An 18,427-nucleotide genomic window follows, 5' to 3' on the forward strand; every position below is an offset into this window, starting at 1 on the left:
CCGTTGCAACACACTGAACACCTCGTTATAATCGGCGTTGCAACAAGGTATTCCGTCATGAACACCATAATTCGCAAGATCGGCAATTCCGAAGGCGTGATCCTGCCGAAAGAGCTTCTTGATCGCCTGAACATGAAGGCAGGCGATCAACTTCAGATCGTCGAGACGGACAAGGGCATTGCTCTCGAGCCGATAGACGACAGTTTCGAGCGGCAGATGGAAGCTGCCCGCATGGTCATGGACAAGTACAAGGTCGCGCTTCAGAAGCTCGCCGAATGAGCTGGGAGTTCCTGACCCGGCGCGCGGTTGAAGCGATGCATGCGGAGCAGTTACGCAGACATGGCGGAGCGCAAGGCTTGAGAGATGAAAACGCTCTCGAATCTGCGCTCGCTCGTGCCGAGAACAAGGCCAACTATGAAGATCCTACGGTGGCGGATCTTGCAGCTGCCTATGTCTTTGGCATTGCCAGGAACCATGCCTTTGTCGACGGCAACAAGCGGACCGCCATCGTGGCCGCCGGTGCATTTCTGATCGTAAACGGCCATATCCTGACAGCCGACAACGGCATGCTCTATGAGTTCGTCATGGCTGTCGCTGCCGGCGAAATCGACGAAGCGGGTGCCGCCGCGTTCTTCCGTGACCATATCGTCAAGCTCGAAGGCTAACTCTCCGAGAGCTTGACGATTTCCCATTCCTTGCCGTTGACCGCGGCCACATCGCCAACCTTCTTGCCGAACAACGCGACCGCCATCGGCGAAACATGCGAAATGCTGCCCTTCGACGGGTCGGCTTCGTCCTCGCCGACGATCTTCCAGTGCACCTTCTTGCCGTCGTCGCCTTCCAGCGTGACGCCCATGCCGAAGCGCACGACGTCGCTGCCGGGCTCCGGCACGGAAAGCTCGGCGTTTTCGCGCCGGGCTGTCCAGTAACGCAAGTCCCGCGACACGACCGCGATGCGCTCGCGGTCGGCCTTCCTCTCGGCTTTGGCCAGTATGTCGCGCAGATCGGCCAGATTGTCCTCGATCTGCGCCAGGCCGCGCTCCGTCACCAGATTGCGGTGCGGACTGATCGGCCGCTCCCCGACCCCGGCGATGGCGTTTTCGCTGTCTTCTTCACGCGTAAAAGCTCTGCTCATGTTGTGAACTTAGGCACCAGTGGGCTGCTCGGCAAGCCATAGGCCGATGGCTGGCACGATTCCTGCGACGCCAGAGCCGGACACCAGGACCTGTGCCGATGTTGAACAGACGAACGCTGCTGACCGGGACCACCGGCTTTGCCGTCATGGGCCTCGCGCTCGGCAAGGCCGCCGCCGCCGGACTCACCGGCATCGAGAAAGCCTCGATGCGCGGCTCGATCAATGCGACCGAACTCGGCGTGCAGCCCGGCACATCAGACGACCAGAGCAAGGCCTTCGCCAAACTTCTGAGGGATGCGAACAGCCGCGACATGGCGGTGTTTTTGCCGGCGGGCACCTATGTGGTGTCCAATCTCTCGCTGCCCGGCCGCGTTCGTCTTTCCGGCGTGCCGGGCGCGACCCGTATCGTCTACGGCGGCGACGGCCATCTTTTCATGGCCGAACAGGCCGACCACATCGAGCTCAGCGGCCTGGTCTTCGACGGATCGAACCGCTCGATCGGCGACTATGCGCAAGGGCTGCTGGACCTGCGCCGGGTCGGACATCTGGTGGTGGACAATTGCCAGATCACCGGCAGCGGCAAGAACGGACTTTCGCTCGAACGTGCGGCGGGCCGTATCGAACGCTCGGACATATCGGGCGCGGCGGATGCCGGCATCTATTCGGTCGAGGCGGCCGGGCTGTCGATATCAGGCAACACGGTCTCCGACTGCGCCAATGGCGGTATCCTCGTGCACCGCTGGCAGGCGGCGGAAGACGGAACCATGGTCACGGGCAACCGCGTCCAGCGCATCAGCGCGCGCAGCGGCGGCACCGGCCAGAACGGCAATGGCATCAACGCCTTTCGCGCCGGCAATGTCGTCATCTCCGGCAACGTGGTGTCGGATTGCGCCTTCTCGGCGATCCGCGCCAACAGTTCCAGCAACTTGCAGATATCGGGCAACACCTGTTCGCGGTCGGGCGAAACGGCGGTCTATTCGGAATTCTCGTTCGAAGGCGCCGTCATCAGCAACAACATCGTCGACGGCGCGGCCAACGGCATCTCGATCGTCAATTTCAACGAAGGCGGCCGCATGGGCGTCTGCTCCGGCAACATCGTGCGCAATCTGTCGACCAGCGGCCCCTACACCGCCGATCCACCGGGGTTCGGCGTCGGCATCGCGGTCGAGGCCGACACCATCGCCTCCAACAACGTCATCGAGAACGCGCCGCTCTACGGCATGTCGATCGGCTGGGGGCCATACCTGCGCAATGTCGTGGCCACCGGCAACATCATCCGCAAGGCGGGCACCGGCATCGTCGTCAGCGTGGTCGAGGGTGCCGGCACAGCCGTCATCTCCGACAACGTCATCGACGGAGCCTTGAACGGCGCCGTCATCGGCCAGCGTTGGGCCGAGCCGGTGACGGCAGACCTCACCCAGTTGAGCAACAGCGGCTTTGCCCACCTGACCGTTGAGCGCAACCGCGTCAGCTAAAGCAATTCCTGAACGCTTTTGGCGATCAGCGTGGCTTCGTCCTGGCCTGCCGCGCACAGCAATGAAGACGTCGCGGCCGACCTCTGATCCTACGCGGTCATCAATTTGAGCGCTTTGAGCAGGCGAACATGGGTGTGGGAATGATGGTGCCTGACATGCACGGCCGAATAGATGGGATGTGAGATCTTCGGCGCATCGGCCACGAGCTGAGCCACGCCCTCCTGCCGCAGTTTCATCGCCACCGTTTCGGTGACGAAGGCGGTGCCGCCCCGGCTTCGCAGCAGATAGGCAACCGCGCCGCCATTCCCCGTCGATACGGGGCTGTTTTCCAGTTCCGGCAGCATCTGCTTGTGGGCGCGATTGAAGAAGGCCGAATAATTGGCGCGGATGTAGTTCGCCGGCACGACCTCGCCGAAGGCAACGCCACGCGTCGAAACCATGACGAAATTCTCCTCGGCGATCTGCTCGTAGTGCATGTCCGGAAGATGCTGCGGCGAATAGAGCACCGCCAGATCGAGGCTGCCGGTGGTCAGATCGAGGATCATCTGGTTGGAGTAGTCGATCTCGACATAGATCGCGAGCTTGGGCATCGTCGCGCGCACCCATTCCAGCCACCCTTCCAGGACGCGTTCGTAAAGTTCGAACTGGATGCCGATGCGGATCAGGCGGTCGAACTTGCCGACCGACTGGATTTCGCGGCGGGCGTCGAGCCATCGCAGTTTGACCGCGCGCGCATGTTCCTCGAACCGCAGGCCGGCGACGGTCGGCTCGGTGCCGCTCTTGTTGCGGATGAAGAGTTGCTTTTCCAGCAGCGCCTCGAGCGTGCGGATGCGGCTCGAAACGGTCGACTGGGTGATGCCAAGGCGCTCCGCTGTCCTGTTGAAGTTGCGGGTTTCGATCAGGTCAAGGAACGTATCCAGCAGTTCGATCTGCATCCCGGCCATCCAGCGCAAGAAACTCCCGCAGGGCTAGCGCTTTTCAGGCCAGCCCGGCAACGGGTAATCGGATTCCTCGATTAACATCCAGCTCGTGGCTGCGTTGCCGGACCTGCCGCCGAAGCGCACGGTTGCTTCATCGTCCCCCACCCCATGGCAGGCAACACATCCATGTTCATCGTCGACACCGACGTCCACAACTACTGGTCCAGCGCGGAAGTCCTGCTTCCCTATCTCGAACCCTACTGGCGGGATTTCCTGGTGCGTGGCGAAAAGCCCGGACCGACAGGAAGTTTTCCGCACGGCCACCGTCCCTGGCTGCATCCGGAGGGGTTCTCGCGTCACGACATCCGCCCGCAAACGGAGCAGGACAACTATACGATCATGAAGGAGAAGCACCTCGATCTCTATGACATCGATGTGGCGATCCTCACCGCCGACGAGCCGCTGGAAGCCTCGACGCTGGCCAACCACCATTACGCGAACGCGCTGGTGAAGGCCTATAACGACTACATGATCGACTGGTGGTTGCCGAAGGACAGGCGCTTCAAGGGATCGATCATCATTTCGCCGACCGATCCGCATGGCGCGGCGGCCGAGATCCAGCGCCTCGGCGGCCACAAGGATATCGTCCAGGTCCTGGCCAGCCATGGTTCGCAGCGTCCCTACGGCGACCCGTTCTACCATCCGATCTTCGAAGCCTGCGCCGAAGTCGGGCTGCCCTTCGCCATCCATTTCGGCGGCCAGGGCGGCGTCAACCACAATGCCGTCGCCAGCGGGCCGACCACCTACTATTGGGAAACGCACGCCCTGCTCAGCCAGCCGGCGATGACCCACGTCGTCAGCATGATCTCCAACGGCGTGTTCGAGAAGTACCCCGACCTCTATTTCGTCGTCATCGAGTGCGGCGTGTCGTGGGTGCCCTCGCTGATGTGGCGCCTCGACGCCAACTTCAAGGCCCTGCGCAAGGAGACGCCGTGGCTGAAGATGCTGCCGTCCGAATATTGCCGGCGCAACATCCGCTTCAGCACCCAGCCGCTCGAGCAGCCGCAAAATGTGAAGCATCTCTGGGAGACGCTCGAACACATGGACGGGCAGAACACGCTGCTTTTCGCCTCCGATTATCCGCACTGGGACTTCGACGCGCCGACCAATCTGCACATCCCACCGGCATGGCGCGAGAAGGTGATGGGGCTGAATGCGCTGGAAGTCTATAAGCGCATCGAGGCTCCGGCCGCCACGGCGAGGGTCGCCTGATGAGCGCCACTGCCACCGCTCCCAAGCTCACCTTCGCCTGCAAGACCGCGGACGTCGCGGTGGGCAAGCCGAGGATCGTTCCCTATGGCCGCCTCAGCGTCGGCATATTCCAGCTTGAGGATGGCTATGCCGCCCTGCTGAACATCTGCCCGCATCGGGCGGGACAGCTTTGCGAAGGGCCGATATCAGGCACCACCCGCCAAACGGACAAAGCGGAATTCGTCTACGAGCGCGCCGGCGAACTCATTCGCTGCGCCTGGCACGGATGGGAGTTCGACATACGGTCCGGCAAGTGCCTGGTCGACGACAGGCTGAAGGCGCGCACCTTCCCCGTGCATGTCGACGGCGACGACATCTATCTCGAAATGGGCCGCTAGCCGCGACCTGCACCTGGAGTTTGCCAATGGATACCGTGAAGTTCACCCAGATGAAGGATGGCGACCGCGACGACTATGCCTTCCTGACCGAGCATGAGACCGAGTATGCCGCAGGCACGGCAGACCGCTTGCTGGCGGCCATGGTCGAACTCGACAAATCGCTGTCAGGCTACAAGGTGACGCGGCTTGGCCATTCGCTGCAGGCCGCCACGCGCGCCTGGAATGCTGGCGCCGATATCGACTGGGTGGTCTCGGCGCTGCTGCACGATATCGGCGACATCTACGCGCCCTACAATCACGACGAATATGCGGCCGCGATCATCCGGCCGTTCGTGCGCGAGCAATGCGCCTGGGTCGTCGAGAAACATGGCGATTTCCAACTGCTGTATTATGGCGAGCACGTTGGCGCGAACCCGCACAAGCGCGATGCCTTCCGCGATAGCGCGTATTTCGACGACTGCGCCGAGTTCTGTGACAAATGGGACCAGTCGAGCTTCGATCCGGACTATCCGACCCGGCCGCTGGAATTCTTCGCGCCGATGGTGCGGGAAGTCTTCGCCCGCAGGAGCTATGATCCAGCTGTAGTCAGAGCCAGCCAACGGGAAGCCATGTCGAACGCCGCGCTCGCTGCGGCACGCTCGGTGATCTAGGCTATCAGCCGAGGGCGGCGGTGGGCCTCAGCGCCCCGACCTTAGCGCCGACCCGGCTTTCGATCGGCGCATTCGCCAGTTCGAGCAGCTTCGCAGCCACAGCCTCGTCGTCACGCAACAGTCGGGCAAGGATGGCGGCAGCCATGGCATCGCCGGCGCGGCCGGCGCCATCATCGCATTTGATCGCTATACCCAAGCCGAGTTCAGATATCGCGCTGCAGTGCACGCCTTCGGCGCCGCCTTTCGCAAAGATCCGGCCAGGCGCTGCCTCCATCAGTGCGACGTCAGCGCGGCCGGTGCCGGCGACAAAGAAAGGTTCGGCCATGCAGGCGGAAAGCAGCCGCTTCGCGGCCTTCGCCCGCCCGGGGCCAAAGCCATTTGCCGTGGCCATGCGGGCGAAACCGAGCGCGAAACTCCTGAGCGGCACCGCATAGGTCGGGATCGAGCAGCCGTCGGTCGCGCGCTCGTCCGGGCCATGGACAGCGCCGGTCACCGATTGCATGGCGTCGCGCACCATCTCCTGCAAGGCGTGCCCCGCCTTGACGTAGCCGTGGTGCGCAATGCCGGAGTGGACGCAGGTGCAGAGGAAACCGGAATGCTTGCCGGAGCAGTTGTTGTGCAACGCGCAGGGCGAGCCGCCCGAGCGGGCGAGCGCAATCTCTGCATCATGGTTCGAGGGCCAATGCGTCCCGCATTCGAGCGCCGGTCCATCCAGGCCGGCCCTGGCGAGCATCGATCGCGCCAGCTCGACATGCGCCGGCTCGCCTGAATGGGACGCACAGGCGAGTGCCAGTTCGCGATTGCCGAAGCCATAGGCGTCAGCGGCACCCGTTTCGACGAGCGGCAAGGCCTGGATGGCCTTGACCGCCGAACGCGGAAACACCGGCCGCGACGTATCGCCTATCTCCAGCACCGCCTTGCCGTCGGCATCGAAGACCGCGACCGCACCGCGATGCGCGCTCTCCACGATCGCGCCGCGCAGGACTTCCATCAGAACCGGATTTGCCATGTCGCCTCCCGCAAATGCGGGCCGCTTCTACCTGATCCGGTCGAGAATGGAAACGTAGTTGGCGACCGCCGCACCGCCCATGTTGAAGATGCCGCCCAGCTTCGCGCCCGGAACCTGGATGCCGCCGGCCTCGCCGACGAGCTGCATGGCCGTCAACACATGCATCGAAACACCCGTGGCTCCGATCGGGTGCCCCTTTGCCTTCAAGCCACCGGACGGATTGACCGGCAGCCGACCATTCTTCGCCGTCGTGCCATCCAGCGCCAGCTTTGCGCCCTCGCCCGGCTTTGCCAGACCCATCGCCTCATATTCGATCAGTTCGGCGATGGTGAAGCAGTCATGCGTCTCGACGAAGGAGAGATCGTCGAGCGTCACGCCGGCATTCTTCAAAGCGCGGGTCCAGGCCTGCTCACAGCCTTCGAAGGCGAGGATGTCGCGCTTCGACATCGGCAGGAAATCCTGGACATGCTCGTTGGCGCGGAAGGTCACGGCACGGCGCATCCTGAGCGCGGTGGCGGTATCGGTGAGGACAAGCGCCGCTGCGCCATCGGAGACCAGCGAGCAATCGGTGCGCTTCAGCGGACCGGCGACGAAGGGGTTCTTCTCGCTCTCCTGGCGGCAGAATTCATAGCCGAAATCCTTGCGCATCTGCGCGTAGGGATTGTCGACGCCGTTCTTGTGGTTCTTGGCGGCTATCATGGCGAGCGCATCCGACTGGTCGCCATAACGCTGGAAATAAGCCTGCGCGATCTTGCCGAAGACGCCGGCAAAACCCGCCGGCGTCTCGCCATCCTCGGGCAGATAGGAGGCTTTCAGCAGGTTCTTGCCGATCTCCGGACCGGGCGTCGTCGTCATCTGCTCGGCGCCGACCACAAGCACGATCCTGGCGGCATTCGCATCGATGGCGCGGATGCCCTGCCGGACCGCCGCTGATCCGGTGGCGCAGGCATTCTCGACACGCGTCGCGGGCTTGAAGCGCAGCCGGTCATCGGCCTGCAACACCAGGCTCGCGGTGAAATCCTGCGCCGAAAAGCCGGCGTTGAAATGGCCGAGCACGATCTCGTCGACATCATCGGGGCCGATGCCGGCGTGATCGAGCGCATCGGTCGCCACCTTGACGATCAGGTTTTCGAGCGTCTCGCCCTCGAGCTTGCCAAAGCGCGAATGCGCCCAGCCAACGATGCATGCGGTCATGGCGGTCTCCATCCTTGGCGCCAGCCTAGCCTGTCTGCGAGCGGCGCGCGTCGCCTTTAATTGTTCAAATATAAACAGTCTTGCCCCGGCCGTGAAGGGCCGGAACCAGACAATCGCTTGGTACAGTCACGACGAGCATCGATTTTTCATTGATTGACGCGTCAATAAAAAATAATCTCGCCGCAAAATCGGGAACGACATGCCAAAAGTCGGAATGGAGCCATTGCGCCGCAAGGCGCTCATCGACGCGACGATCTCGGCGATCGGCGAACGCGGGTCGCTTGACGTGACCATGTCCGAGATCGCCGGCCGCGCCGGCGTGTCCTCGGCGCTGGCCCATCACTATTTCGGCGCCAAGGATGAATTGCTGTTCGCGACGATGCGGCACATCCTGGCCGAACTGACCATCGACATGCGCCGCGCGCTCCAGTCCGCCGCCTCCGCGCGCGAGCGCGTCTCGGCGGTGGTCGCGGTCAACTTCTCCGACATCCAGTTCCAGCCCGAAACCATCGCCGCTTGGCTTGCCTTCTACGTCGAGGCTCAGAAGTCGTCCGCGCTGCGCCGGCTGCTCAGGGTCTATGCGCGCCGGTTGCACTCCAACCTGATGAGCGGCTTGACTGGCATCTTGCCCCGGGCCGAGGCCGACCGCGCCGCCGAAGCGACCGCGGCGATGATCGACGGTCTCTACATCAGGCGCGCGCTTAAAGACGGTGTTCCCGACGCCGCGACCGCGATCGCGCTGGTCGAGGACTATCTCGAAACCAAACTCGGCGGGCGGCAAAAACAGTGACGGCGAAGCGACCCAATTTCCTGATCGTCATGGTCGATCAGCTGAACGGAACCCTGTTTCCGGACGGACCGGCCGCGTTCCTGCACGCGCCGCATCTGAAAGCGCTTGCCGCACGATCGGCGCGCTTTGCGAACAATTACACCGCCTCGCCGCTGTGCGCGCCGGGCCGCGCCGCCTTCATGAGCGGCCAGTTGCCGTCGCGCACCGAGGTCTATGACAACGCCGCGGAATTCGCCTCCTCGATCCCGACCTTCGCGCATCACCTGCGCGCCGACGGCTACCACACCGTGCTGTCGGGCAAGATGCACTTCGTCGGGCCGGATCAGTTGCACGGCTTCGAGGAGCGGCTGACCACGGACATCTATCCTGCCGATTTCGGCTGGACGCCCGACTATCGCAAACCCGGCGAGCGCATCGACTGGTGGTATCACAATCTGGGCTCGGTGACCGGCGCGGGCGTCGCCGAGATCTCAAACCAGATGGAGTATGACGACGAAGTCGCCTTCCACGCGGTGCAGAAGCTCTATGACTTCGCCCGCGTCTCCGACGATACCGCGCACCGCCCCTGGTGCCTGACGGTGTCCTTCACCCATCCGCACGACCCCTATGTTGCCCGGCGGAAATACTGGGACCTCTACGAGGATTGCCCGGCGCTGGAGCCCGAGGTCGGCTTCATACCCTATGACAGCCAGGATCCGCATTCGAAGCGGCTCTACAAGGCCTCCGACTACGACAGTTTCGACATCACGCCGGAGCAGGTCCGGCGCTCCCGGCGCGGCTATTTCGCCAACATCTCCTACCTCGACGACAAGGTCGGGGAATTGCTGTCGGTGCTGGAACGCACCCGCATGCTCGACGACACGGTCATCCTGTTCTGCTCGGACCACGGCGACATGCTCGGCGAGCGTGGCTTGTGGTTCAAGATGTGCTTCTTCGAAGGCTCGGCACGGGTGCCGCTGATGATCGCCGGCAAGGGCGTGCCCGCCGGCATGATTGCGACGCCCGTCTCCAATCTCGACGTGACGCCGACGCTGTGCGATTTCGCAGGCATCGACATGAGCGCGATCGCGCCATGGACCGACGGTCAATCGCTGCTGCCGCTGCTGAACGGCAAGCCACGCAGCGCGCCGGTGTTGATGGAATATGCCGCCGAGGGCTCCAATGCGCCGTTGGTGGCGATCCGCGAGGGACGCTACAAGTTCGTCCATTGCGAGATCGATCCGCCACAGCTCTATGATATCGAATCCGACCCACGCGAGTTGAGCAACCTCGCCGGCGATCCGGCGCATGCCGGTCTGGTGGCGAGTTTCGTCGAAAAAGTCCGTGCGCGCTGGGACATGGCGGCTTTCGATGCCGCCGTGCGGGCAAGCCAGGCGCGGCGTTGGGTGGTCTATCCGGCGCTGCGCAACGGCACGCACTACCCCTGGGAATTCCAGCCGCTGCAGAAGGCGTCGGAACGGTACATGCGCAACCACATGGATTTGAACGTGCTCGAAGAGCAGAAACGGTTCCCGAGAGGCGAATGATGGCAAACCTTCTCGTCCCTTCCCTCGACCACCTCAAGCAGGCCTATGCCGTTACCTCACGGGCGACGCAGATCACGCCGTTGCTGGAATCGGCGGCTCTCGCCCGCGAAACCGGCGCGGCCCGCGTCTTCATCAAGCCGGAGTCCCTGCAATGGGCGGGATCCTTCAAGATACGCGGCGCCTATTGGCGCCTGAAGCGGCTTTCGGCTGAAGAGGCAGGCAAGGGCGTCGTCGCCTATTCTTCCGGCAATTTCGCCCAGGGGCTGGCCGCCGCCGGCCAGGCACTCGGCATTCCGGTGACCATCGTCATGCCGATCGACGCGCCAGCCGCCAAGCGCGACGCGACCGCCGGCTACGGCGCACGCGTCGTGCTGACCGACCATGGCGAGCGGGCGCGGGAGGAAGTCGCCGCCGCCAGGGCGCGCGAGATCGCCGAGACCGAAGGACTGGCGCTGCTGCATCCTTTCGACGACCCGGAGATCGTCGCCGGCCAGGCCGGCGCCGGCCTCGAAGCGCTCGACCAGCTCGGCGCCAAGGATGCCAGCGCCGACCTGTTGTTCTGCTCGGTCGGCGGCGGCGGCCTGATTGGCGGCGTCTCGCTTGCCTTCCACTACCTCTCGCCGGCAACGGAAATCATCGGTGTCGAGCCGGAAGGCTTCGACGGCATGGGCGCCTCGCTGGCGCATGGCAGCATCGAGACCATGCCGATCGGGCCGAAGTCGATCTGCGACGGGCTGATGTCGAGGCGGCCGGGTGACGCGCCGTTCGCCGCGGTCAAGACCGCCGGGGTGCGCGGCATCACCGTCGACGACCAGTCGGTGCGGCGGGCCATGAGGATCGCCTTCGAGCGCATGAAGCTGGTGCTTGAGCCGTCGGGCGCTGCGTCGCTCGCCGCGCTGCTCGGCGGCAAGGTGGATGTGAAGGGCAAGACTGTCCTTGTTGTGGCAACCGGCGGCAATGTCTCGCTCGCCGATTTTATGGCGCATATGAACAATGCTTGAAGCGGATTTTGTCATCATCGGCTCCGGCTCCGCCGGCTCGGCCATGGCCTATCGCCTGTCCGAGGACGGCAAGCATTCGGTCATCGTCATCGAATTCGGCGGCACCGATATGGGGCCGCTGATCCAGATGCCATCGGCCTTGTCGATCCCGCTCAACATGAGCCTTTACGACTGGGGCTTTGCCAGCGAGCCGGAACCGCATCTGGGCGGCCGCGTGCTGGCGACGCCGCGCGGCAAGGTCATCGGGGGCTCTTCATCGATCAACGGCATGGTCTATGTGCGCGGCCACGCCCGCGACTTCGACCATTGGGCCGAACAGGGCGCGGCCGGCTGGGGCTTTGCCGACGTGCTCCCCTATTTCAAGCGCATGGAGGATTCCGATGGCGGCGAGGACGGCTGGCGCGGCAAGGGCGGACCGCTGCATGTCCAGCGCGGCTCCCGGCGCAATCCGCTCTACGGCGCGTTCGTCGAGGCAGGTCGCCAGGCGGGATTCGAACTGACCGACGACTATAATGGCGCCAAGCAGGAAGGCTTCGGCCCCATGGAGCAGACCATCCTGGGCGGCCGCCGCTGGTCGGCGGCATCAGCCTATCTGAAGCCGGCGCTCAAGCGCAAGAATGTTAGCCTGCTCAAGGGTTTTGCGCGCCGGGTGATCATCGAGAATCAACGCGCCATCGGCGTCGAGATCGAGGCTCACAAACAGATTCAGGTTGTTAAGGCGCGACGTGAGGTGATCGTCGCCGCCTCCTCGATCAATTCGCCCAAGATCCTGATGCTGTCGGGCATCGGCCCGGCCGGGCATTTGCGCGAAAATGGCATCGCCGTGGTCGCCGACCGGCCCGGCGTCGGCCGCAACCTGCAGGACCATATGGAGCTCTACATCCAGCAGGAATCGACCAAGCCGATCACGCTCAACTCGATCCTCAATCCGTTCTCCAAGGCGCTGATCGGGGCGCAATGGCTGTTCTTCAAATCGGGCCTCGGCGCCACCAACCACTTCGAAGCGGCCGCCTTCGTGCGCTCGCAGGCCGGCGTCGACTACCCCGACATCCAGTACCACTTCATCCCGGCGGCTGTGCGCTATGACGGCAAGGCGGCAGCGAAGTCGCACGGCTTCCAGGCGCATGTCGGGCCGATGCGCTCGAAGTCGCGCGGCTCGGTGACGCTGCGCTCACCGGACCCAAGAGCAAAGCCGGTGATCCGGTTCAACTACATGTCCCATCCCGACGACTGGACGGAGTTCCGCCACTGCATCCGGCTGACCCGGGAGATTTTCGGCCAGAAGGCTTTCGATGCCTATCGCGGCCAGGAGATCTCGCCCGGCAGCCATGTGCAGACCAACGACGAGCTGGACATCTTCATCAGGGATCACGCCGAAAGCGCCTACCATCCCTGCGGCACCTGCAAGATGGGCCGCGCCGACGATGTGACGAGCGTTGTCGATCCCGAATGCCGGGTGATCGGCGTCGAGGGGCTGCGGGTCGCGGATTCCTCGATCTTTCCGCGCGTCACCAACGGCAACCTCAACGCCCCCTCGATCATGACCGGCGAGAAGGCGTCCGACCACATCCTCGGCCGCACGCCCCTGGCGCCGTCCAACCAGGAACCGTGGATCAATCCGCGCTGGCAGGTGGCGGACAGATAGGCCATGATCCGCGCAACGGATCGAGCCATCCCTATAGATTGAGCCGCCCGCTTGGGCGCAGACGATTTGGAGACCACCATGCGCGCCCAGCCCACGGCCTCGCACTATGTCAACGGACGCTACATCGAGGATGAAGGCGGCGCGCCGCTGCCGGTGATCTATCCGGCCACGGGCGAGACCATCGCCATGTTGCGTTCGGCGACGCCGAACGTGCTGGAACTGGCGATCGAGGCGGCGCGCGCCGCGCAGCCGGCCTGGGCGCGGCTGAAGCCCGTGGAGCGCGGTCGTATCCTGCGCCGCGCCGCCGATATTCTGCGCGCCCGCAACGCCGACCTCGCGCGCATCGAGACGCTCGACACCGGCAAGGCAATCCAGGAGACGCTGGTGGCTGACGCGCCCTCGGCGGCCGACTGCCTGGAATATTTCGCCGGCGCGGTCGCCGTCTTCAACGGTGAAGCGGTCGACCTCGGCGGACCCTTCGCCTACACGAGGCGCGAGGCGCTCGGCGTCTGCGTCGGCATCGGCGCCTGGAACTATCCGATCCAGATCGCCGGCTGGAAGTCGGCGCCCGCGCTGGCCATGGGCAACGCCATGGTGTTCAAGCCGTCGGAGAACACGCCGCTCTCGTCGCTGGCACTCGCCGAAATCTACAGCGAGGCCGGCCTGCCGGACGGCCTGTTCAATGTCGTGCAAGGCTATGGCGATGTCGGCGCCGGCCTTGTCGGCCATGATGTCGTGGCAAAGGTTTCGGTGACCGGTTCGGTGCCGACCGGCCGCAAGGTCCTGTCGCTCGCAGGCTCGAAGATGAAGCATGCAACGATGGAACTCGGCGGCAAGTCGCCGCTGATCGTCTTCAATGACGCCGACATCGAGAACGCCATCGGCGGTGCCATGCTCGGCAATTTCTATTCCACCGGCCAGATCTGCTCCAACGGCACGCGCGTTTTCGTCCAGAGCGGCATCCACGACCGCTTCGTCGAGCGGCTGGTCGAGCGGACGAAGAAGATCCGCATCGGTGATCCGCTCGATCCCGAGACCCAGATGGGTCCGCTTGTGTCGAAAGCCCAGCACGAGAAGGTCGTCGGATACATCGAAGTGGGCAAGCAGGACGGAGCCGTCCTCGCCTGTGGCGGCAACGTGCCTTCCCTGCAGGGTTTCCAGGGCGGCTTCTTCGTCGAGCCGACGGTGTTCACGCGCGTCACCGACACGATGCGGATCGCGCGCGAGGAGATTTTCGGCCCGGTGATGAGCGTGCTGAAATTCGACGGCGAGGACGAAGTGATCGACCGCGCCAACGATACCGAGTTCGGCCTTGCCGCGGGCGTCTTCACTCGCGATCTGCCACGTGCGCATCGCGTCATCGCCGAATTGCAGGCCGGCACCTGCTGGATCAACGCCTACAATCTGACGCCGGTGGAAATCCCCTTCGGCGGCGTCAAGCAATCCGGCATAGGACGCGAGAATTCACTGGCCGCGCTGGCGCTCTACTCGCAGCTGAAGTCGGTCTATGTCGAGACCGGGGATGTGGCCAGCCCATACTGATCCGGCCTATTTTTCCCCCGTGCCGTCCAGATACTGCGTCAGGGCACACACCAGATGATAGAAGATGCTGGCCGGCACATCGGTCGCCAGTGAGCGGCCACGCTCATCGATGCGGTCGATCCACAGCCCGAGCGGCGCCGGATCGATGTGCCAGCGGAACAGCCGACCGACACGCGCCTCGATCTCGGGCTTGAGGTCGGGACCGCCCGAGCCGTCAAGCGCGATGGCCGCCTTGATCGCTTCGGCCTGCGGCCAGCTGCGCGACACCGTGTCGAGCGGCAGCCCCTGGCGCGATACCGCACCATAGGAAAGGCCGGTTGCGCGGTTAAGGCCATTGGCGACGGCCGAGGCATAGAGCTTGCGGGCGAAGGCATTGAGCTCGGTCTGGCCGCTGCGGGCGGCGAAATCGATGAGCAGCGAGGCCCATTCGAAGTGATGGCCGGGCTCGGTCCAGCCTCCCTTCTCTCCGACAGACGGCTTCCAGTCCGCGTCGAAATACTCGCCGAGTGTCCAGCTTTCCGGATCGAAAAAATGGCTGCGGAAAAGGTCGATGATGCGCGCGGCCCGACGCAGATGCGCGCGCTCGCCGGTGGCCTGATGCCAGGCCAGGAATGCCTCCAGCAGATGCATGTGCGGATTGGAGCGCCGCTCGCCCGCCCCATCCGAGGTTTCGAGGAAGCCGGTCATGCGGCTGTCCTCGAGATGGGCATCGAGAAAAGCGAACGTTTCCTCGCCGAGCCGCAGCGCGTCGGGATGGCCCGACATGTGCGCATGCGCCAGCGCCAGCAGCACGCAGGAATGATCGTAGGCATCCTCGGTGGCATCGGCGACGGAGCCGTCCACATTCAGCGTGCGCACCCAACCGCCGCGTTCGGTACGCCCCTTGCCCGCCATGAAGTCGACGCCATGGGCGATCAGCCGCTCGGCCGGGCCGGTCCAGCCGCGCTCCTTGGCCACGGCGAAGGCATAGACCTGCCTGGCCTGGGTGCGCATGCGCTTGGGCTTCATGAGCGGCTTGATGTCGAAACCAAGCGCCTCGTGGAAGCCGCCATAGAGCTCGTCGACACCCGATGTCGACCAAAGCGGCAAGGTTTCCTGAAACAGCCAGTGATGCACGCGCCGCCGCCAGGCGCCGCTTTCGATGACGCGGTCATGCGCGGGCGTGAACCGGGTTTCCAGCCGCCCCGATTTCTCCAGCTGCTCGACGATCTTCTTGACATGCTGGCTATGGCTGACGGGGGCCACGAACGTAGCATCCGAGGTCGAAACGATGGCCACGTCCTTCATGCCGATCGCCGACAAAAGGCGGCCATCGCTGCGGATGTAGGAGTTCTCGCAATCGATGGCGACGACGTCGCCAACCACGACATTGCCGTTCTTGTCAGCTGGGCCGACATCGAGCAGCGACTGCCATGAGCCAAGGTCGTTCCAGCGAAAGCCGGCCGGCACCATCGCTATGTCTTTTGCCCGCTCCATGATGGCGTAGTCGATCGAGTTCGACGGGATGGCGCCGTAGAGGTCCAGCGGCATGTAGAGGCCCGACAGATCCGACGTTGCTGCCTCATAGGCCGCTTCCGTGGTCCGCCAGATATCGGGCTGGAAAGCCGCGAAGGCGTCCCGCATGGCGACGGCCCGAAACAGGAATATGCCGGTATTCCAATAGAAGTTTCCGGCCTTGAGATAGCTCTGCGCCGTCGCCAGATCCGGCTTTTCGACGAAGCGCGAAACATCGCGAATGCCGGCATCCTCACCGGATACCTCGATGTAGCCATAGCCGGTTTCGGGCTGTGTCGGCTTTATGCCGAACACCACGAGCCGGCCGGCCCGCGCCGCGTCGGCCCCCGCATCGACGCTCTGCCAGAATTGCGCCGCTGTCGATATTTCATGGTCCGACGGCACGACCAGCACGAGGCTGTCGCCGAATTCCGACAAGGTTCGCAGCGTTGCCAGCGCCACGGCGGCGGCGGTGTTGCGCCCGGTCGGTTCGAAAAGCGGGCCGCCGCCGGCGAGATCGAGGCCGGCAAGATCGGCATGGACGCGCTCGGCATGGCGCTCCGAGGCGATCAGGAAGACCGGTGTCTCGCCGGCCGGTCTCGCCGTCAACCGGCGCAAGGTCTTGGCGAGCATCGAGCCGTCGCCCGACAGGTCATGGAACTGCTTGGGATTGTCCTCGCGCGACAGCGGCCAGAGCCGCGAGCCGACGCCGCCGCTCATGACAAAACTGACAATGCGCTGGCTCATGGATACCCTGTCAAAAAGTCTGGTTGTAGGCACCGACCTCCGGGCTGCGGCGCAGCACGGTATCGACCGCCTCGAACATCTGCCGGCGCCGCTCCGATGAGACCGGAGACTCCACCACCACGACCAGTTCCGGCTTGTTGGAGGAGGCCCGCACGAGTCCCCATGTGCCGTCCTCGGCGACGACACGGACGCCGTTTACGGTGACAAGTGAGGCTATTTTCTGACCGGCGAAATCAGCGTTCTCCCGCTGCATGGCTTGAAAATCGGCAACGACGCGCTCGACCACGCCGTACTTCACATCATCGGCGCAGTGCGGCGACATGGTCGGGGTGCCATAGGTGAGCGGCAGCGCGCGGTAGAGATCGGCCATCGACCTCCCGGGATTGCGATCGAGCATCTGGCAGATGGCAATCGCGGTGATCAGCCCGTCGTCATAGCCGCGCCCGATGGGCGGGTTGAAGAAGAAGTGGCCCGACTTTTCGAAACCCGCGACGGCGCCGAGTTCGGCAACGCGGCGCTTGATGTAGGAGTGGCCGGTCTTCCAGTAGTCGGTAACGGCGCCGTTGGTCCGGAGCACGTGGTCGGTGTTGAAAAGCCCGGTCGACTTGACGTCGACGACGAAGCGGGAACCGGGATGCTGGCCGGAGATATCGCGGGCCAGCATCACCCCGACCTTGTCGGCAAAGATCTCGTCGCCTTCGTTGTCGACGACGCCGCAACGGTCGCCATCGCCGTCGAAGCCGAGGCCGATATCGGCGCCTGTCTCCAACACCTTGTCCCTGATGGCATGCAGCATCTGCATGTCTTCGGGGTTGGGATTGTAGCGCGGAAAGGTGTGATCGAGTTCGACGTCGAGCGGAATCACCTCGCAGCCTATGCGCTGCAACGCTTCCGGGGCAAAGGCACCCGCGGTGCCATTGCCGCAGGCGGCGACTACCTTGAGTTTTCGCGTTACGCGCTTGCCGCCGGTCAGATCGTCGAGATACGTGGCGCGAAAATCCTCGACGAAATCGTAGGAGCCGCCACCTGTGAGGTCGAAGTCGCCCGCGAGCACGATCGCCTTCAGCGCGCTCATCTCCTCAGGTCCGAAGGTGAGCGGCCGCGCCGCCCCCATCTTGACGCCGGTCCAGCCATTCTCGTTGTGCGAGGCGGTGACCATGGCGACCGAGGGCGTGTCCAGGGCAAACTGGGCAAAATAGGCCATGGGCGACAAGGCAAGGCCAATGTCCTTCACCCGCGCGCCGGCCGCCATCAGGCCCGAAACCAGCGCAAGCTTTATCGACAGCGAGTAGGACCGGAAGTCGTGCCCGGTGACGATATCCGGTCCGGCGCCAAGGCGGCGGATCAGCGTGCCGAGTCCCATGCCGAGCGCCTGAACGCCGATCAGGTTGAGTTCCGGCGGCAACGCAGAGCCCGGATGCCCGAACCACCAGCGCGCGTCATATTCACGAAACCCCGACGGCTTGATCAGCGCCGAGGTTTCGAATTCGAAACTGTTTGGCCGGGCGTCGCCAGTGATGCGCAGGGGCAATGGTTGAAACTCCAGGGGCCGAAATGCCGATTTATCAGTGTCTTGGCTATGAGATAAGCCTTTAAGTCCATCTTTATCCGGTGGTTCGGCCGCATGCCATCCGGTGAAGTTTCGGGAAA

General features: G+C 64.0%; 17 protein-coding genes. 11 read left to right on the forward strand and 6 right to left on the reverse strand.

The genetic code is table 11. The features are described from left to right. The first annotated feature begins 57 nt into the window (after window positions 1–57). Together FFS37_RS17440 and FFS37_RS17445 are read left to right on the forward strand one after the other, a co-directional pair. Window positions 58–279, forward strand: a complete 222-nt coding sequence (locus FFS37_RS17440; RefSeq protein ID WP_137932192.1) for an AbrB/MazE/SpoVT family DNA-binding domain-containing protein — start codon at window positions 58–60, stop codon at window positions 277–279. Beyond that, window positions 276–665: a type II toxin-antitoxin system death-on-curing family toxin gene (locus FFS37_RS17445; RefSeq protein WP_137932193.1), complete on the forward strand. Its 390-nt coding sequence runs from the start codon at window positions 276–278 to the stop codon at window positions 663–665. Before FFS37_RS17440 ends, FFS37_RS17445 begins: the two co-directional genes overlap by 4 nt. On the opposite strand, the gene greA is transcribed toward FFS37_RS17445, so the two are convergent. Continuing rightward, entirely contained in the window at window positions 662–1,135 is a 474-nt protein-coding gene (gene greA / locus FFS37_RS17450) for a transcription elongation factor GreA (RefSeq protein WP_137932194.1), read from the reverse strand. The two genes, FFS37_RS17445 and greA, sit on opposite strands and share 4 nt — an antisense overlap. A 98-nt stretch (window positions 1,136–1,233) precedes the next feature. Here greA and FFS37_RS17455 point away from each other — a divergent pair, with 98 nt between their 5' ends. Further along, window positions 1,234–2,610, forward strand: a complete 1,377-nt coding sequence (locus tag FFS37_RS17455; protein ID WP_137932195.1) for a TIGR03808 family TAT-translocated repetitive protein — start codon at window positions 1,234–1,236, stop codon at window positions 2,608–2,610. 89 nt (window positions 2,611–2,699) lie between these two features. Here FFS37_RS17455 and FFS37_RS17460 read toward each other — a convergent pair whose 3' ends face one another. Next, window positions 2,700–3,545 carry a LysR family transcriptional regulator gene (locus FFS37_RS17460; RefSeq protein WP_137932196.1) on the reverse strand — a complete coding sequence of 282 codons (846 nt, stop codon included), beginning with the start codon at window positions 3,543–3,545 and terminating at the stop codon, window positions 2,700–2,702. Window positions 3,546–3,716: 171 nt separating this feature from the next. Here FFS37_RS17460 and FFS37_RS17465 point away from each other — a divergent pair, with 171 nt between their 5' ends. The 3 genes from FFS37_RS17465 to FFS37_RS17475 are packed head-to-tail and all read left to right on the forward strand — an operon-like array spanning window position 3,717 to window position 5,829. Beyond that, window positions 3,717–4,802, forward strand: a complete 1,086-nt coding sequence (locus FFS37_RS17465) for an amidohydrolase family protein (protein WP_137932197.1) — start codon at window positions 3,717–3,719, stop codon at window positions 4,800–4,802. Beyond that, on the forward strand, window positions 4,802–5,179 hold the full coding sequence (locus FFS37_RS17470; RefSeq protein ID WP_137932198.1) for a Rieske (2Fe-2S) protein: 378 nt from the start codon (window positions 4,802–4,804) through the stop codon (window positions 5,177–5,179). Before FFS37_RS17465 ends, FFS37_RS17470 begins: the two co-directional genes overlap by 1 nt. Window positions 5,180–5,205: 26 nt before the next feature. Continuing rightward, window positions 5,206–5,829 carry an HD domain-containing protein gene (locus tag FFS37_RS17475; RefSeq protein WP_137932199.1) on the forward strand — a complete coding sequence of 208 codons (624 nt, stop codon included), beginning with the start codon at window positions 5,206–5,208 and terminating at the stop codon, window positions 5,827–5,829. Window positions 5,830–5,833: 4 nt separating this feature from the next. Here FFS37_RS17475 and FFS37_RS17480 read toward each other — a convergent pair whose 3' ends face one another. Both FFS37_RS17480 and FFS37_RS17485 read right to left on the reverse strand, forming a co-directional pair. Beyond that, window positions 5,834–6,838, reverse strand: a complete 1,005-nt coding sequence (locus FFS37_RS17480) for an asparaginase (protein ID WP_137932200.1) — start codon at window positions 6,836–6,838, stop codon at window positions 5,834–5,836. Window positions 6,839–6,865: 27 nt separating this feature from the next. Beyond that, on the reverse strand, window positions 6,866–8,032 hold the full coding sequence (locus FFS37_RS17485; RefSeq protein ID WP_137932201.1) for an acetyl-CoA acetyltransferase: 1,167 nt from the start codon (window positions 8,030–8,032) through the stop codon (window positions 6,866–6,868). Between the two features lie 199 nt (window positions 8,033–8,231). Between FFS37_RS17485 and betI the strand changes: the two genes are divergently transcribed. From betI to betB, 5 genes are all read left to right on the forward strand, one after another. Further along, entirely contained in the window at window positions 8,232–8,822 is a 591-nt protein-coding gene (gene betI / locus FFS37_RS17490; protein ID WP_137932202.1) for a choline-binding transcriptional repressor BetI, read from the forward strand. After that, window positions 8,819–10,348 (forward strand): choline-sulfatase, encoded by a 1,530-nt coding sequence (gene betC, locus FFS37_RS17495; protein WP_137932203.1) that lies wholly within the window; start codon window positions 8,819–8,821, stop codon window positions 10,346–10,348. Before betI ends, betC begins: the two co-directional genes overlap by 4 nt. Continuing rightward, entirely contained in the window at window positions 10,345–11,349 is a 1,005-nt protein-coding gene (locus FFS37_RS17500) for a threonine/serine dehydratase (protein WP_171026311.1), read from the forward strand. Before betC ends, FFS37_RS17500 begins: the two co-directional genes overlap by 4 nt. Beyond that, on the forward strand, window positions 11,342–12,994 hold the full coding sequence (gene betA / locus FFS37_RS17505; RefSeq protein WP_137932205.1) for a choline dehydrogenase: 1,653 nt from the start codon (window positions 11,342–11,344) through the stop codon (window positions 12,992–12,994). Before FFS37_RS17500 ends, betA begins: the two co-directional genes overlap by 8 nt. 78 nt (window positions 12,995–13,072) lie before the next feature. Beyond that, window positions 13,073–14,536: a betaine-aldehyde dehydrogenase gene (gene betB / locus FFS37_RS17510; protein ID WP_137932206.1), complete on the forward strand. Its 1,464-nt coding sequence runs from the start codon at window positions 13,073–13,075 to the stop codon at window positions 14,534–14,536. Between the two features lie 6 nt (window positions 14,537–14,542). Here betB and FFS37_RS17515 read toward each other — a convergent pair whose 3' ends face one another. Both FFS37_RS17515 and FFS37_RS17520 read right to left on the reverse strand, forming a co-directional pair. Further along, a complete protein-coding gene (locus FFS37_RS17515; protein WP_137932207.1) occupies window positions 14,543–16,777 on the reverse strand; it encodes a mannose-1-phosphate guanylyltransferase/mannose-6-phosphate isomerase in 2,235 nt (744 codons plus the stop codon). A 10-nt stretch (window positions 16,778–16,787) separates the two neighbouring features. Further along, window positions 16,788–18,308 carry a phosphomannomutase/phosphoglucomutase gene (locus FFS37_RS17520; protein ID WP_137932208.1) on the reverse strand — a complete coding sequence of 507 codons (1,521 nt, stop codon included), beginning with the start codon at window positions 18,306–18,308 and terminating at the stop codon, window positions 16,788–16,790. Between the last annotated feature and the right edge of the window lie 119 nt (window positions 18,309–18,427).

Source organism: Mesorhizobium comanense, assembly GCF_005503535.1.
GTDB lineage: Bacteria > Pseudomonadota > Alphaproteobacteria > Rhizobiales > Rhizobiaceae > Mesorhizobium > Mesorhizobium comanense.

Bases quoted from the DNA above. Each gene is read 5' to 3' on its own strand.
- FFS37_RS17470 (WP_137932198.1), top strand. From the start codon at position 4,802: ATGAGCGCCACTGCCACCGCTCCCAAGCTCACCTTCGCCTGCAAGACC.
- FFS37_RS17515 (WP_137932207.1), bottom strand. From the start codon at position 16,777: ATGAGCCAGCGCATTGTCAGTTTTGTCATGAGCGGCGGCGTCGGCTCG.
- FFS37_RS17460 (WP_137932196.1), bottom strand. From the start codon at position 3,545: ATGCAGATCGAACTGCTGGATACGTTCCTTGACCTGATCGAAACCCGC.
- betB (WP_137932206.1), top strand. From the start codon at position 13,073: ATGCGCGCCCAGCCCACGGCCTCGCACTATGTCAACGGACGCTACATC.
- FFS37_RS17500 (WP_171026311.1), top strand. From the start codon at position 10,345: ATGATGGCAAACCTTCTCGTCCCTTCCCTCGACCACCTCAAGCAGGCC.
- FFS37_RS17480 (WP_137932200.1), bottom strand. From the start codon at position 6,838: ATGGCAAATCCGGTTCTGATGGAAGTCCTGCGCGGCGCGATCGTGGAG.
- FFS37_RS17465 (WP_137932197.1), top strand. From the start codon at position 3,717: ATGTTCATCGTCGACACCGACGTCCACAACTACTGGTCCAGCGCGGAA.
- FFS37_RS17475 (WP_137932199.1), top strand. From the start codon at position 5,206: ATGGATACCGTGAAGTTCACCCAGATGAAGGATGGCGACCGCGACGAC.
- betA (WP_137932205.1), top strand. From the start codon at position 11,342: ATGCTTGAAGCGGATTTTGTCATCATCGGCTCCGGCTCCGCCGGCTCG.
- FFS37_RS17445 (WP_137932193.1), top strand. From the start codon at position 276: ATGAGCTGGGAGTTCCTGACCCGGCGCGCGGTTGAAGCGATGCATGCG.
- FFS37_RS17455 (WP_137932195.1), top strand. From the start codon at position 1,234: ATGTTGAACAGACGAACGCTGCTGACCGGGACCACCGGCTTTGCCGTC.
- FFS37_RS17440 (WP_137932192.1), top strand. From the start codon at position 58: ATGAACACCATAATTCGCAAGATCGGCAATTCCGAAGGCGTGATCCTG.
- betI (WP_137932202.1), top strand. From the start codon at position 8,232: ATGCCAAAAGTCGGAATGGAGCCATTGCGCCGCAAGGCGCTCATCGAC.
- greA (WP_137932194.1), bottom strand. From the start codon at position 1,135: ATGAGCAGAGCTTTTACGCGTGAAGAAGACAGCGAAAACGCCATCGCC.
- FFS37_RS17485 (WP_137932201.1), bottom strand. From the start codon at position 8,032: ATGACCGCATGCATCGTTGGCTGGGCGCATTCGCGCTTTGGCAAGCTC.